Here is a 16,361-nt window from a genome sequence, read left to right as displayed (position 1 = left end):
TGTTAGTCTGGATCTTTGCTGCTTAATATGGCAGTTTTCGTAGTATGCAGCTGTAACATGTGAATTTTGATGGAGATTTTGGCAATGAGACTGTGCGATCGTGACATAGAAGCTTGGCTGGACAGCGGTAAATTGGGTATTGATCCTCGTCCACCGGTAGAACGTATCAATGGTGCCACGGTCGATGTTCGCTTAGGTAATCAGTTTCGTGTTTTCACCGGCCACACGGCGGCATTTATTGACTTAAGCGGCCCGAAAGATGAAGTCAGCGCCGCGCTAGAACGGGTCATGAGTGATGAGATCAATCTGCCAGAAGGGGAGGCATTCTTCCTGCATCCGGGGGAGTTGGCACTAGCGGTGACGTTGGAGTCAGTAACTATCCCCGATGATCTGGTCGGTTGGCTTGATGGTCGCTCCTCATTAGCCCGCCTTGGGCTGATGGTGCATGTGACGGCACACCGCATTGATCCCGGTTGGCAAGGCAAGATCGTGCTGGAGTTCTATAATTCAGGTAAATTGCCGTTGGCGCTGCGCCCAGGAATGCTCATTGGCGCACTGAGTTTTGAACCACTCTCCGGCCCGGCCGCCCGCCCTTACAATAGCCGTCAGGATGCAAAATATCGAGGTCAACAAGGTGCTGTGGCCAGTAGGATTGATAAAGACTAGCCATTTTTCTCGCTGAGATTTTAGCCTGTTTAGACTTTTAGCTTGTTTAGACTTTTAGCTTGTTTAGACAACAGAGGATGTTATGAGACGATTGCTGACGACGTTAATTATCCTGCTGGTTGTCATTGTGGCAGGAATGAGCGCATTAGTATTGCTGGTAAATCCTAATGATTTCCGTGCTTACATGGTCAAACAGGTCGAGAAGAAAAGTGGCTATCACCTACAATTAGAGGGCGATTTACGTTGGCATGTCTGGCCACAACTCAGCATCATTGTTGGCCGAACTGCACTCACCGCACCGGGCGCGACAGCGCCGATTGTCAGTGCTGAAAACATGCGCCTTGATGTCAAACTGTGGCCGCTGTTGTCACATCAACTTGATGTCAAACAGGTGATGCTGAAAGGGGCGGTTATCCGCTTAACCCCAGACAGTGAGGCTCAGCAGCAGCCCGGCGCACCCGTTGCGCCATCCGGCAGTGCACCACTCAATGAGCACCGCGCCTGGAAGCTCGATATCAATAAAGTGCAGATAGCCGATAGCCTGCTAATCTGGCAGCGAACAGATAATGATCAGGTCAATGTTCGCGATCTCAATCTTGAACTGAAACAAGACGATCAGCGCCAAGTGCATATCACCCTGTCTAGCCGCGTTAACCGTAATCAGCGGGATGTGACTTTTTCCATGGTCGCTGATGCCGATATGCGGCACTATCCGCAGCAATTCAGCGCCAATATCAGCCAATTCGCCTATAAATTGGAAGGTGCGGATATTCCTGTTGGTGGCGTGAGTGGTGAGGGTACATTACAAGCCAGCTATCAAAGTGATATTCAGCAATTATTGTTAAACCAGCTGAGTTTCTCTGCCAATAACAACCAGTTGACCGGGAGTGCTAAAGCCACTCTAGGCGACATCCCCGATTACACCATCAATCTTGCCGCCGATAATCTCAACCTTGACACTATCTTTGGTTGGGAGTCGAAAAGTGCTGCAGTCAGTAAAGATGCGGGCAAACAGTCTACCGTGACAGCTCCGGTTATCGCGATTCAGGCCGATGAGGATGTCGGGCAGGACTTGCAGTCGTTACGTGACTTCAACGCACAAATCTCACTCACTGCAAATAATCTGGTTTATCGCGCAATTACCGTCAATCAACTGCATCTGCAAGGGGCAAATCAGCGTGGTGATGTGCAGATTAGCCGCTTAACGGGCAGTGGGTTGGGCGGTGATTTTTCACTGCCTGGAACACTGGATGTGACGGGTAAAAAGGTACTGGCGAGTGTCAATCCCGTGATAAATCATATGGAACTGGCACCGGTGTTACAGGCGGCGGGCTTACCAAAGGTCATGACGGGTAAATTCTCCCTGAAGGCGCAGTTGTCGGGGGATGGCCTCAATGTTGAGTCATTCAACCACCGCTGGAAAGGTGATGCGCAGTTCAGCATGAACAGTGCACGGTTGGAGGGATTGAATATCCAGCAGCTTATTCAGCAAGCGGTTACCCGCAGCTCCAGTGATGTTAAAGGTCAAGACCGCTATGAGCGTTACACGGAGGTTAAACAGCTGCAAGCGAATCTGGCCCTCAATCGTGGGGCAATGAAAATCAGTAATCTCATCGCGGATTCAGAGCTGATCGCCATTAAAGGTAGCGGCGCGCTCAATTTACCGGCACAACAGTGTGACATGAATTTGTCTGTGCGGGTGCTGGAAGGCTGGAGTGGGCAAGATAACTTGGTCAGGCTATTACAAAATACCGATATTCCACTGCGTATATATGGGCCATGGACTCAGCTCAGCTACCAATTGAATGTCGAGCAACTGTTGCGTGGTGAATTACAGCAACGCGCTAAAAAAGCACTCAATGATTGGACTGAGCGTAATCAGTCCAGTCGCGGTAGTCAGGATCTTAAAAAGTTGATCGATAAACTTTAAAGCGCGAGCGGTCTCCGATAAGTCGCTATGCTTATCGGAGATGATGGCTTGTTTGTTATATTTCTGTTGTACTCTTGTTCGCCAATCTCGTTGTTCTAAATATAAAATTCTCCCTTCTGCTCACAAATTGATATTTGTTTCTAAAATCTCTGCGAATAATTGATAGATGTCATAAACTCGCCCATGGACTATGGGCAGAGTGCAGAGCTATTTCTGCGTTTTAACAATTATTTATGCGTTTTAACAACAATAAAGACTTATACCTAAAGCATTTGGCGTATCGCGAACAATATTGCAGCGCCAAAAATACAGGGTATACACAGCAACAGGCGAGTATTCGGTGAGAGAGGGTATATGTTAGATCTTTTGATTGGGATTGTCGTGGCCGTTGGCGTAGGCCGTTATATCATTAAGGGCTATTCAGCAACCGGTGTGCTGATGGTCGGCGGGTTATTACTATTAATTATCAGCGCCCTGATGGGCAAAAACGTATTGCCCGCCAGCGCGACCTCAACCGGTTGGCGTGCGACGGACATCGTTGAGTATGTCAAAATCCTGCTGATGAGCCGTGGTGGCGATCTCGGCATGATGATCATGATGTTATGCGGTTTTGCGGCTTATATGACGCATATCGGTGCGAATGATGTGGTGGTCAAGATTGCGTCCAAACCACTACAAATGATCAACTCCCCCTATTTACTGATGGTTGCCGCTTATATTGTGGCCTGCCTGATGTCTTTGGCGGTCTCATCTGCAACCGGGCTAGGGGTGCTGCTAATGGCGACGCTATTCCCGGTGATGGTCAATGTGGGCATTAGTCGTGGCGCAGCAGCAGCCATTTGCGCCTCACCGGCAGCCATTATTCTGGCCCCGACCTCTGGTGACGTGGTGCTGGCGGCCAAAGCCTCTGAAATGCCACTGGTCGATTTCGCCTTCAAAACCACCTTACCCATCTCTATTGCCGCGATTGTCTGCATGGCTATCGCCCACTTCTTCTGGCAGCGCTATCTGGATAATAAAAGCCAGGAGAAGCATGAGATGATGGATGTCAACGACATCACCACCAATGCGCCAGCTTTTTATGCCATTTTACCTTTCACCCCCATTATTGGCGTGCTGATTTTTGATGGTAAGTGGGGGCCGGAGCTGCATATCATCACGGTCTTGGTTATCTGTATGCTGGTTGCCGCGGTGATTGAGTTTATCCGCAGTTTCAGCGCAAAAACCGTATTTACCGGCCTTGAGGTCGCTTACCGTGGTATGGCTGATGCATTCGCCACCGTGGTGATGCTGTTGGTCGCCGCTGGGGTATTTGCGCAGGGCTTGAGTACCGTCGGTTTTATCAGCGGCTTGATTGGATTGGCTCAATCCTTTGGCACTGGTGGCATTATTATGATGCTGGTACTGGTGGTGATCACTATGTTAGCGGCAATGACAACCGGTTCAGGTAATGCGCCGTTTTATGCGTTTGTCGAATTGATCCCAAAACTGGCGGCGCAAATGGGTATAAATCCGGCTTATCTGGTTATCCCGATGCTACAAGCCTCGAATTTGGGACGTACCTTATCCCCAGTGTCGGGTGTGGTGGTGGCAGTCGCCGGTATGGCAAAAATCTCACCTTTTGAAGTGGTGAAACGTACCTCTGTGCCGGTGTTGGTGGGGTTGGTAGTGGTGATTGTGGCCACTGAAATTCTGGTGCCTGTGCACTTATAATATCCGCAGCATGAATCATAAAGCGGAGGTTATTGGCAAAGTGCCCACAGCGGAGAGAACAGGCAGATCGTAAAGACGGCGTAAAATCATCCCGATGGCGCGGACGCTTTACTCTTCTGCCTGCCCTCGCCGTCATCGGCGTTTGTCAGCAGTCTGAAGCCGGGAGCGATATGAACTGACTCCATAAAGCAACCCGGCTTTTTTTATCTGTTTGTTCGACTTAATTTAATAGTCAGCCAGTTACACTTCATAATCAGGATCTGGCGCTTTCAGCGGCGTTATCTTCACCTTCAAGATACGATGGCTGCTCACTTCCTGTGGTTCAAACAGATAGTCACCAATCTTCAACTGTTCGCCCACCTGAGGTATCCGCTGGCTATACTCCATCAACAATCCAGCTAATGTATGATATTCACGTTTATCATCAATCGGCAGTGGCAGATAGAGCACCAAATCCTCCAGTGGCATATAGCCATTCGCAATCCAGCAGCCATCCTCGATTTGCTGAATATCGTGGCGGGCATCCAACTCTTCACCCGCCACCGGTAGATTCCCGGCAATAGTCTCCATCACATCGGTCAGGGTGACTACCCCCTCAATGGAGCCGAACTCATCGACCACAAAGGCAAAATGGGTCTGCGCCTGACGGAACTGTTCCAATGCCATCAACAGTGAAACTTGTTCAGGGAAAATCAATGGCTGGCGAATCAGCGCCCGCAAATCGAGTTTTTCGCCTGATAACTGCTGCTTCAACAGATCAATGACGTGAATAACACCTAGCGGTTCATCTGTTGAGCTATCTTCAGTGACCACAATTCGCGTATGCAGATTTTTCGTCAGTAGCTGAGTCAACTTCTCTGGTGGATCATTAAGGTCAAGATATTCAACATCATGGCGTGATGTCATGATGCTACTGACGGTACGCTGTGCCAGCCCTAATACCCGCTCGATCATCCGGCGCTCCTGCTCATTGAACACCTCCTGACCGCCACTGCTACTGTCTGCTATCAAGCTGGCGGTGTGGTTATCCAGCTCCGCCTCTTCGTGCTTACCGCTCAGCATACGCAGCACCGCCTCTGCGGTTCTTTCACGTAACGGGCGCACTGTCGACAGGAAGCGACGGCGGTTGAATTGAGCAAACTGATTCAGTGATTCAATGATTACGGAGAAACCAATCGCGGCGTAGAGATATCCTTTCGGAATATGGTAGCCAAAACCTTCAGCCACTAAGCTAAAGCCGATCATCAGTAAGAAACTCAGGCAGAGAATAACAATGGTTGGATGGGCATTCACGAAGCGAGTCAATGGCTTGCTGGCTAATAACATCAAACCAATCGCAATACAGACCGCCGCCATCATCACTGCGAGGTGATCCACCATACCGACGGCAGTAATCACTGAGTCGAGGGAGAAGATGGCATCCAACACCACGATCTGTGCTACAACAGGCCAGAAGCGTGCGCCTTTGCGTTGCTGGTTCTGCTGATGATCCTTGCCCTCAAGGCGCTCATTAAGCTCCATGGTGGCTTTGAAGAGCAGGAATATCCCCCCGACGAGCATAATCAAGTCACGGGCACTAAATGGATGTTCGGAAAGGGTAACTAATGGCGCGGTTAATGTGGCTAACCACGAGATACAGGCCAGTAGCACCAAACGCATCAACAATGCGCACAGCAGACCTGTGACTCTGGCTTTATCCCGTTGATGGCGAGGTAATTTTTCTGCTAAAATGGCAATAAATATTAGGTTATCAATACCTAACACAATTTCGAGCACAACCAGCGTCGCCAGTCCTGCCCAAATAGTAGGATCTGCGATCCATTCCATATTTCGCGTTTCACCTTTTATTTCTACGGCTTATGCCACTGATGTGAATCATGTGCTCAAATCGTGAGGTTTTCAAATTTTAATATAAGAAATGGATGATATTTAAAAAATTTTCTCAAGGTAAATAAAAAATGTAACCAATTGAAAACAAGCTATAACTATATAAGGGTGCTTATGGAAAATAGTGGGAAACTAACAGACATTTCCTAGTTTAAACTAATGTCATATAATGGATAATCATAAAAAATAGTTATGTGAGTGTGTTTTTTCAACTCAATAGTGTAATTGAGTGTAAGCCAACAATGCAATTAAGCGTTGCAAATATGAATAGTTAGTTATAGGTAGCTGCAAAGCTAAGGGCGGTAGCGTTGCTAAATCGATTAGATATACTGGTTATTATTTCAAATGAAATGATTACCGTTCTCATTTGAGTGCATCTTTCATAGTGACTAAGGATATATAATGTTACTTCCGGTGATTATGGCTGGCGGAACAGGCAGTCGCTTGTGGCCGATGTCAAGAGAACTTTATCCTAAGCAATTTTTACGCCTGCACGGGGTGAATTCGATGCTACAGGAGACCGTGAATCGGTTAGAGGGAATTTCCGTCAGAGAACCAGTTGTGATTTGCAATGAAGAACATCGTTTCTTGGTCGCAGAGCAGTTAAGACAAATAAACAAATTATCACATAATATTATTCTGGAACCTATTGGGCGTAACACTGCTCCTGCCATTGCACTAGCTGCACTCAATGCTATTTCCCAAGGTGACGATCCGATAATGTTGGTGTTGGCTGCTGATCATATTATCAATAATTGCGACGCCTTCCACCAAGCTATTACCCGCGCTACCCCATTTGCTGAAAAAGACTGTTTGGTCACTTTCGGAATTGTACCAACAGGTCCAGAAACCGGCTACGGCTACATTCATCGAGGTGATGTAATCCTCAGTGATATATCTGAAGCTTTTAAAGTTAAGCGCTTTGTTGAAAAACCTAATTTAGATACCGCAGAACAATACATCAATTCGGGGGAGTACTACTGGAATAGTGGTATGTTTATGTTCCGCGCCAAACGGTATATACAAGAACTGGAAAAATTCAGGCCAGATATTCTTGATGCTTGCAAAGCAGCAATCAAAGATTCGGATTCGGATAAAGACTTTATCACTATCGATAAAGATCGATTTAGTGCTTGCCCAGATGAGTCAATTGACTATGCCGTAATGGAGCAAACTAGCAGCGCCGTTGTTGTGCCACTTGATGCGGGCTGGAGTGATGTCGGTTCCTGGTCCGCATTATGGGATGTCAGCAAGAAAGATAAGTCGGGCAACGCCGTAACGGGTGATACATTCTTACACGATACACAGAATTGCTATATCAATACGGATGAAAAATTAGTCGCTGCAGTAGGTGTTGACAATTTGGTTATTGTCAGCACGAAAGATGCGGTACTGGTGGTAGATAAATCTAAAGTTCAAGATGTTAAAAAAATTGTTGAACATCTTAAGCAAACCAAACGCAGTGAATATCGCCGTCATAGAGAAACTTATCGACCTTGGGGCCGTTGCGATATTGTTGTTAATGAGCAACGCTTCAACGTTAACCGCATCACGGTTAAGCCTGGCGGTGCATTTTCTATGCAGATGCACCATCATCGGGCCGAGCATTGGATTGTATTGTCGGGCACGGCAAAAGTAACGATTGGGGATAAAACATTCTTAATCACAGAAAACCAGTCTACATTTATTCCTATTGGTTCTCTTCATATGCTGGAAAATCCAGGTAAAATTTCACTTGAATTGATTGAAGTTCAGTCAGGATCTTACTTGGGTGATGACGATATTATTAGAATTAAAGATCATTATGGCCGCTGCTGATTTAAGGGAAACAATGAAGACATTAACTTGTTTTAAAGCCTATGACATCCGTGGTCAGTTGGGTTCAGAATTAAATGAAGATATTGCTTACCGCATTGGTCGAGCCTTCGGTGAATATTTAAAGCCTAAAACAGTTGTTGTCGGTGGTGATGTTCGTTTGACAAGTGAACCCTTAAAAATGGCCTTGGCTGAAGGACTGATGGATGCTGGAAGTGATGTCTTGGATATTGGATTAAGTGGTACGGAGGAAATTTATTTCGCTACTTTTTATTTAGGAGTCGATGGCGGAATAGAAGTGACAGCTAGTCATAATCCAATCGATTATAACGGTATGAAGCTAGTTCGAGATAATGCTAAGCCAATAAGTGGTGATACTGGTTTACGCGATATACAAGAATTGGCTGAGCAAAATAATTTTAAGCCGGTCGATAAGAGTAAAAGAGGTAGCTATAAAACAATCTCGATACTTAAAGAGTATGTTGATCACTTAATGAGCTATATCGATTTTAAAAACTTCACTCGCCCACTAAAATTAGTCATTAACTCTGGTAATGGCGCTTCAGGGCATATTATTGATGAAATAGAAAAACGTTTTATTGCTGCGCATCTACCCATCGAATTCGTAAAACTTCATCACCATCCTGATGGTAACTTCCCAAATGGTATTCCCAATCCGCTATTACCTGAATGTCGCGCTGATACTGAAAAGTTAGTCATTGAGTCTCGTGCAGATATGGGGATTGCATTTGATGGCGATTTTGATCGCTGTTTCCTGTTTGATGAAAATGGAAAGTTCATTGAAGGTTACTATATTGTAGGATTACTGGCTGAGGCCTTTTTAAAGAAAGAACCCGGTGCCAAGATAATTCATGACCCTCGCTTAACCTGGAATACGATTGATATCGTTGAAAATTCAGGCGGTATTCCAGTCATGTCAAAAACGGGACATGCTTTTATCAAAGAACGTATGCGCAAAGAAGATGCAGTGTATGGTGGTGAAATGAGCGCACACCATTATTTCAGAGACTTCGCATATTGTGACAGTGGAATGATTCCATGGTTGCTGGTTGCGGAGTTATTATGTGTGAAGAATAAATCCTTGAGTCAATTAGTGGGTGATCGTATTCAAGAGTTTCCTGCGTCAGGTGAAATTAACCTCCAACTAAAAGATGCTAAAGACAGTATTACTAAAATTAGAACTATTTACGAGCTCGACGCTGTTACTATTGATTTAACGGATGGAGTAAGTATCGAGTATAGTGATTGGCGGTTTAATTTAAGGGTGTCTAATACAGAACCAGTGGTCCGCTTAAATGTTGAGTCGATGGGGAGTATGGTACTGATGCAGAATAAGACAAAAGAAATATTAGCACTGCTAGGTGGAAAATAATTGTGAAAGAGATGTTGCAAGCCATCTATCGCTATAGAGGCTTTATAATTGGTTCGTCTAGACGAGAATTTCAGTCAAGATATCAATCTAGTATACTTGGACCTCTTTGGCTCATTATTCAACCTTTATCATTGATACTTGTATATACAATCGTTTTCTCTGCAATAATGAAAGCTAAGTTACCAGGAAATCCAAGTCATGTAGCATACAGTATTTATCTTTGTTCAGGGATTATACTGTGGAATTTATTTTCAGAGGTTATATCAAAAAGTGTGACGGTTTTTATACGACACGCTAATCTAATTAAGAAGATTAATTTCCCCAAAATATGCTTGCCTGTTGTAATAATAGCTACCAGTACCATTAACTTCTTCTTGATATTTGCTATATTCTTTATCTTTCTTGTGGTTTCGAACAGTCTACAAGGGTTGTCTATATTATTTATTATTCCTGTAGTGTTACTGACTCTTCTATTCTCTATAAGTTTGGGAATGATTATAGCTGTACTCAATGTTTTTTTCAGGGACGTTGGTCAGTTCATAATAGTTATACTCCAATTTTGGTTCTGGTTAACACCAATAGTATATCCTGTTTCTATTTTACCTATATGGGTTCAAAATATCATTCACTATAATCCGTTAACGGGTTTGGTTATTTCCGCACAAAAAATATTTGTTGCTGGTGAAGCTCCCCTGTTAAGCAATTTACTGCCTGCAGTAATAGCTATAGTGATATTTTCTATATTGGGATTAGGCTTGTTTAAAAAATATGGAAACGATATGGTAGATGAATTATGATTAGTTCAGTATCAGTAAAAAATTTAGGTAAGGCCTATAAGCAATATCCAACAAAATTAAGCAGACTTAAAGAATGGATATTGGCAAAAAAATACCACTCCCTCAAATGGGTTCTCAGAGATATTAATTTTAATATTAATCCTGGGGATTCGGTTGGAATAATAGGTATAAATGGGGCGGGAAAGAGTACATTATTAAAATTGATTACCGGCACTGCAACTCCTACGGAGGGTGACGTTACAATTAGAGGCCGTGTAGCTGCTCTATTAGAGCTTGGTATGGGATTTCATCCAGATTTTACAGGTAGACAAAATGTCTTTATGTCTGGCCAACTTCTAGGCTTAAGTGTACCTGAACTTGAAAAGTTAATGCCTGAAATAATAAAATTTTCTGAAATAGGGGATTATATTGATCAGCCTGTCAGGGTGTATTCCAGTGGAATGCAAGTAAGGCTTGCATTCAGTGTTGCCACTGCGGTAAGACCTGATGTACTTATCATTGATGAGGCTCTTTCTGTTGGAGATGCCTACTTCCAACATAAAAGTTTTGAGCGTATCAAAGAATTTAAAAAACAGGGTACAACCTTGCTTATTGTCTCTCACGACAAGCAAGCGATTCAAAATATTTGTGATAAAGTTATTTTAATTTCTAATGGTCAGAAAATAATGGAAGGAGAACCTGAAGCCGTTCTCGATTATTATAATGCGTTATTATCTGATAACAGCGGAAAAGTGAATGCTTCACAAAATATTTCTAATGGAAATATCCAAACTATTTCTGGCAATGGTGATGCTACGTTTGTACACGTCAATATTACTGATGTAAATGGTAAACCAATAGAAGTTATCACTGTTGGTCAGCGTGTCACTTTGAAAATCGAACTGGCCGTAAATAGAGATTTAAAAGATTTATGCGTAGGTTATTTGATCAAAAATAGATTAGGAGAAGAGATTTTTGGCACAAATACTTATTATCATTCTAAAATAATAGATAAAGTAATGGCAGGCGAGACTATACATTACAAATTCACGTTTGATGCAAACATAGGTGAAGGAAATTATTCGGTTTCCGTCGCAGCTCATATGGGGCATAACCATTTAAGTAAAAATTATGAATGGAAGGATTTAGCATTTGTATTTACTATTGTTAATACATCTAAAAATAATTTTGTTGGTTCTTCTTGGATACCCCCAACTGTAGAGTATTGCAAATAATGGCTGATTTTTATCGTGCATTTGAAGATAAATATAGAGGTTCGCAGGCTTCAATTAAAGAAAGATTAATGGTTTACTCTCCTTTAATTGAAAAGATAAAAGAGTTGCATGGAGGATTAACTTCTTTAGATCTGGGTTGTGGTCGAGGGGAGTGGATGTCACTTCTGAGAGATCTTGGGGTTGAAACTTTTGGTATCGATCTGGATGATGCGATGCTCGAGGAATGTAGAATTAGAAATTTCTCAGTTAGAAATGTAGATGCAATTTCCTTTTTAAACTCTTGTGAGGCTGAGAAGTATCATATAATCACTGCATTCCATTTTGTTGAACATATAGCATTTGATGACTTATGTACCGTTATTGATAACGCTATTCGTGCACTTAAACCGGGTGGGATTTTGATTTTAGAAACACCAAACGCTGAGAATATAATCGTCGGGACAAATAATTTTTATCTTGATCCCACACATAAAAAACCTATTCCTGCTCTTTTACTCAATTTCTTATGTGAGTATTATGGGTTGAGAAATAGTTATATCATGCGATTGCAACATCCGCAAGGATTAATGGAGAAAGCCGATTTTGGCTTATATGATGTCATTACAGGGGTTAGTTTTGATTATTCAGTTATTGCACAGAAAAAAGATATCAATGCTATTGATGTTAATATAGAAGAAATTTTGGGTGGAAAATCAGGGTATAATTTAGAAAAGTTATCCAAATTATATGATAAAAAAACCGCGGCAAAATTTGAAGAAAGTAAAGAAAACTATAATTTATTAGAAGAGAAAATTAATTTATTAGAGAATAGCCTACAAGATGTTCAGTTAGAATTTAAGCTTCTAATTGAAGACCGAACGAAAGAGTTGGCAATGCTTGAAAATAGAATTGAGCTTATTTACAAAAGTAACTCATGGAAATTTACAGCACCGTTCAGATTTATTTCTTCAAAGATAAATAAACAACGTACAAAAAAAATAAGTAATAGTAATAATGCCAAGCTTATTTCTGTTAGGAATAATAAATATGCCATTAAGGCATATTTATTATTGAAAAAATTAAACCCAAGTAGTGCGGTTTTTTTGAAATTGAAATATGATGAAGTAATCTTTAACACGGAAGTGAATAATTTCAACAAAAATAAAAAAGCTCAAGAAGAACTTGCGATAGCTAGTAAAAATAAAACGGCAGACAACCTCAATGAACTTAATCATTTCGACTTGGTTTCAGAAGTAAATCATATAAATATGATGTCGACTGATAGTTATATTAATTACCTCCAAGATGTGATTAAAAGTAATGGTTTTCAACATTTAAACTCTAGTCTTCCCGTTGGTACGGATACTTGGATTTTAAAAATTAAAGAAGCTTTGTATCTTAATAAGCCACTTGACGAATTATTCTCTGAAAACAATGAGAATATAGCTGCAGCAACTGCTTTGTATATTGTACTGCTAAATAGAATGCCTGAAAATGATATAGTTAGAAGTAAGCCAATAAGACATTTATGCATGGTAATACAGCAAAGTGAAGAATATAAAAAAGCTTCTGGGAATAATTTGAAGAATTGGTGTAATTTATGATTTATGTTAATATTACTAGTACTTTCAGTAGTAAACGTAAAACTGGGATTCAGCGTGTTGTTGTTACTTTAAGTGAGTTTTTGTCAAAAAATATAAATTACAAATTCATCACTTATGATAATAATAATTCAGAGTTCAAATTAATTAGTGACTACGAATGTATCAGCCACGCTATATATGATGAAGAATGTAAGCTACTTACGTTTAATTTTAATGAACTGAAACAGGGGGATATATTTTTCGATATTGATGCTGCTTGGAGTGATGGTGTTAATCGAAAGTTTCTCTATGAGATTCTCAAGAGAAAAGGGGTGAAAATATACAACCTACATTATGATAGTGTGCCATTAGTTAATTCCGCTTGGTCTCATCAGAATACTGTAATAAGTTACATTGAATCATTCTATGCTAAAATTGCATATAGTGATTATATATTCTCAATTTCTAACTTTGTAAAAAAGGAACTTGATGATTTTAGTAGAGATTTTATAGGTGTATCAAAGGATGGATCAGTAATTGATTTGGGCCCATTGCCCGTACATGAAGAAATAGATATAAAAAAATTATCTCAGATAGATAAAAAACTCACGCATGTACTAAAAAATAACTTTCTTCTTGCTGTTGGTACTCTTGAACCAAGGAAAAATTATTCGCAGTTACTTTCCTCCTTTCTAAAAATAGATAATGGAAATACGAATTTAGTTATTGTTGGTCGTAAGGGATGGAATATTGATGAGTTTGTCGAGGAACTTACTTCTCACCCTAGATATAATAAAGATATATTCTGGCTCGATGATGTTAGCGATGAAGAATTAGCATTTTTGTATAAGAGATGTCGAGCTTATATCACGACATCTCTTTATGAAGGTTATGGCTTGCCAGCGATGGAGGCATTATCGTTTGGTGCGGCGACAATTGTATCTAATGGCGGGGCTTTGCCAGAAGTTGTCAGTCAGTTTGCATTTGTTTTCGATCTAAATAATAATATAGAACTAGAAAAAGCACTCACAGATGTTATCCATTCAGATGATTTTTACTCTGTACTAAAAAATAAGGCAGAGGATTTTCAGTATACTTCTTGGGATACTGTTGCGTGTTCAATTATATCTAAAATTGATGAGCTAGAGAATTGCGCCGCCGATTATTCTTTCGAAGAGAAGGTTAATCAAGCGGTTTATATTTCTATAGATATAAATAAATTTAGATTAAGCATCAAGTCTTTGAAAGATAAGATGAAATTCATTAATGAAATCGTTGTCTTAACTAAAAAAGAGTATGTAAACGATTTTGAAGCGGAGATTTCTAATCTAGGTTTCTCACCACATGTTTTTTGTGACGAAGATATTCTTGCCGATATTGGTCTCAGTATATTAGATCACCAAGAAAGAAATACGTTATTGAGGAAAGAGCTTTATACTCAAGTAGTCATAAAAGATAACTTTATTGCAGCTGATGATGATTATATTGCACTTAATAACATAAGTGAGGAATACTTCAGAAGTAATAATGTTCACAACTGCTATTATTATTATAATTCGCTTGAATCTTGGCTTGGCAGTTACCCAAATAGAAGTAGTTATGATCGCGGTCTTTTAAAAACAGCTCAGTTGCTTAAGTCGTATGGTTTTAATACGAAGGCTTATTCATCACATATGCCGCAAATAATAAATAAGAAATTAGTGAACGAGATTTACGGTAAATATTTGGCTAGTGATAAAAACAAAGGGGTGGATGAATGGAGTGTTTATTTTAATATTGCTACGTTCTATTTCCCTAATAATTTCTCCATTAAAGAGTATAGATGTTTTTCTTGGCCAGGAAATCCATCTGACTGGCCTTGTGATGTCATTCCAGTAGAGTTTGATTTTCAAAACTATTATGACTCATTAGAAAATGGATTTAATGAAATTGTAGAGGATCCTGATAAAATTCTTGAATATAAAAAGGGTCTAGAAAAAGTAAAAATGACTGAAGTGCAAAAAATGAATGAGAAAGTGAGGCCGATTTGTTTACTCGTAGATGTAAATAAATTTACATTCATGCAACCATCATTTGAACTTATCTCCGGTCCCATTCATCTTCGTCGTATCATTGTACTCAATAAATCAAGTGAACATTTTGATATAGAAATGCAGATAATTGACTCTGGTTCAGTGAAAATTAGAGAAGAGTATTTTAATACTAGAAATAGTAGTTGGATTCCTCTATTCCCACCAAATGAACCGGGTGTATATTTTATGGAGTGTAAATTGCTCCAATCTGGTAAAGTGATAAGTACAACTAATGTTGAGTTAAGTGTCGCATCTAATTAGAAATTAAAGGATATACACATGAAAGCGGTAGTAACTGGTATTACAGGTCAAGATGGCGCATATCTCGCTGAGTTGTTACTTGAGAAAGGCTATGAAGTTTATGGTACTTATCGTCGTACAAGTTCTGTTAATTTTTGGCGGATTGAAGAGCTAGGTATTGATAAACACCCGAATTTGCACTTAGTTGAGTATGATCTTACCGATCTTTCTGCCAGTATTCGCTTGTTGCAGACAACGCAAGCTACTGAAGTGTATAATCTTGCTGCACAAAGTTTTGTCGGTGTTTCTTTTGACCAACCAGCTACAACCGCCGAAATTACCGGTATTGGTCCACTGAACCTGTTAGAAGCTATTCGTATTGTTAATACTAAAATTCGTTTTTACCAGGCTTCTACCTCTGAAATGTTTGGTAAAGTTCAGGCTATACCACAAGTTGAAGATACGCCGTTCTATCCCCGCAGCCCATATGGTGTCGCTAAGTTGTATGCACACTGGATGACAATTAACTATCGTGAAAGCTACGGTATTTTTGGTTGCAGCGGCATTCTGTTTAATCATGAATCTCCGCTACGTGGTCGTGAATTTGTGACTCGCAAAATTACTGACTCAGTCGCAAAAATTAAATTAGGCAAACTGGATATTCTGGAATTAGGGAATATGGATGCTAAACGCGATTGGGGTTTCGCCAAAGAGTATGTAGAAGGTATGTGGCGTATGCTGCAAGCAGATATCCCTGATACTTTTGTTTTGGCAACCAACCGTACTGAAACGGTACGTGATTTTGTTTCTATGGCATTCAAGGCTGCTGGTTTTAATTTGTGCTTTGAAGGTAAGGATGAGCATGAAGTTGGGATTGATGTCGCCACAGGGAAAACTTTAGTTAAAGTTAATCCTAAGTTCTACCGTCCAGCAGAAGTAGAATTGTTGATTGGTAATCCGCAAAAAGCTAAAGATGTGCTTGGCTGGGAACCGAAAACAACCTTAGAAGAACTTTGTCAGATGATGGTTGAAGAAGACCTTCGCCGTAACCAACAAGGTTTCTCATTCTGAT

At 40.9% G+C, this 16,361-nt stretch carries 11 protein-coding genes; 10 read left to right on the top strand and 1 reads right to left on the bottom strand.

The features are described 5' to 3' along the window. The first annotated feature begins 84 nt into the window (after positions 1–84). The 3 genes from dcd (at position 85) to dcuC (ending at position 4,309) form a co-directional block, all read left to right on the top strand. Entirely contained in the window at positions 85–666 is a 582-nt protein-coding gene (gene dcd / locus FFE93_RS13735) for a dCTP deaminase (protein WP_032813097.1), read from the top strand. A gap of 82 nt (positions 667–748) precedes the next feature. Beyond that, positions 749–2,596 carry an outer membrane assembly protein AsmA gene (gene asmA / locus FFE93_RS13730; protein WP_057647093.1) on the top strand — a complete coding sequence of 616 codons (1,848 nt, stop codon included), beginning with the start codon at positions 749–751 and terminating at the stop codon, positions 2,594–2,596. Positions 2,597–2,950: 354 nt separating this feature from the next. Then, complete coding sequence (gene dcuC, locus FFE93_RS13725; protein WP_005277334.1) at positions 2,951–4,309, top strand: anaerobic C4-dicarboxylate transporter DcuC; 1,359 nt, start codon at positions 2,951–2,953, stop codon at positions 4,307–4,309. A gap of 240 nt (positions 4,310–4,549) precedes the next feature. On the opposite strand, the gene FFE93_RS13720 is transcribed toward dcuC, so the two are convergent. Further along, complete coding sequence (locus FFE93_RS13720; RefSeq protein ID WP_138775356.1) at positions 4,550–6,136, bottom strand: TerC family protein; 1,587 nt, start codon at positions 6,134–6,136, stop codon at positions 4,550–4,552. A 462-nt stretch (positions 6,137–6,598) separates the two neighbouring features. Here FFE93_RS13720 and FFE93_RS13715 point away from each other — a divergent pair, with 462 nt between their 5' ends. Genes FFE93_RS13715 through gmd form a run of 7 tightly spaced genes read left to right on the top strand, consistent with a single transcriptional unit; the run spans position 6,599 to position 16,360 of the window. Continuing rightward, positions 6,599–8,014: a mannose-1-phosphate guanylyltransferase/mannose-6-phosphate isomerase gene (locus FFE93_RS13715; protein WP_032898520.1), complete on the top strand. Its 1,416-nt coding sequence runs from the start codon at positions 6,599–6,601 to the stop codon at positions 8,012–8,014. 13 nt (positions 8,015–8,027) lie between these two features. Then, on the top strand, positions 8,028–9,404 hold the full coding sequence (cpsG, locus tag FFE93_RS13710; RefSeq protein WP_005277326.1) for a phosphomannomutase CpsG: 1,377 nt from the start codon (positions 8,028–8,030) through the stop codon (positions 9,402–9,404). 11 nt (positions 9,405–9,415) lie between these two features. Further along, on the top strand, positions 9,416–10,201 hold the full coding sequence (locus FFE93_RS13705) for an ABC transporter permease (protein ID WP_005277323.1): 786 nt from the start codon (positions 9,416–9,418) through the stop codon (positions 10,199–10,201). Beyond that, complete coding sequence (locus FFE93_RS13700; RefSeq protein WP_054872200.1) at positions 10,201–11,415, top strand: ABC transporter ATP-binding protein; 1,215 nt, start codon at positions 10,201–10,203, stop codon at positions 11,413–11,415. The genes FFE93_RS13705 and FFE93_RS13700 overlap by 1 nt, the downstream gene beginning before the upstream one ends. Next, positions 11,415–12,998: a class I SAM-dependent methyltransferase gene (locus FFE93_RS13695; protein ID WP_005277320.1), complete on the top strand. Its 1,584-nt coding sequence runs from the start codon at positions 11,415–11,417 to the stop codon at positions 12,996–12,998. Before FFE93_RS13700 ends, FFE93_RS13695 begins: the two co-directional genes overlap by 1 nt. After that, positions 12,995–15,310 (top strand): glycosyltransferase family 4 protein, encoded by a 2,316-nt coding sequence (locus FFE93_RS13690; RefSeq protein ID WP_138775355.1) that lies wholly within the window; start codon positions 12,995–12,997, stop codon positions 15,308–15,310. The genes FFE93_RS13695 and FFE93_RS13690 overlap by 4 nt, the downstream gene beginning before the upstream one ends. An 18-nt stretch (positions 15,311–15,328) precedes the next feature. Continuing rightward, on the top strand, positions 15,329–16,360 hold the full coding sequence (gmd, locus tag FFE93_RS13685; RefSeq protein WP_054872187.1) for a GDP-mannose 4,6-dehydratase: 1,032 nt from the start codon (positions 15,329–15,331) through the stop codon (positions 16,358–16,360). Position 16,361: the final 1 nt, after the last annotated feature.

The sequence above is a fragment of the Yersinia sp. KBS0713 genome, assembly GCF_005937895.2.
Lineage (GTDB): Bacteria > Pseudomonadota > Gammaproteobacteria > Enterobacterales > Enterobacteriaceae > Yersinia > Yersinia bercovieri.
The sequence above is the reverse complement of the archived record's forward strand: the minus strand, read 5'-3'. Positions and strand labels throughout refer to the sequence as shown.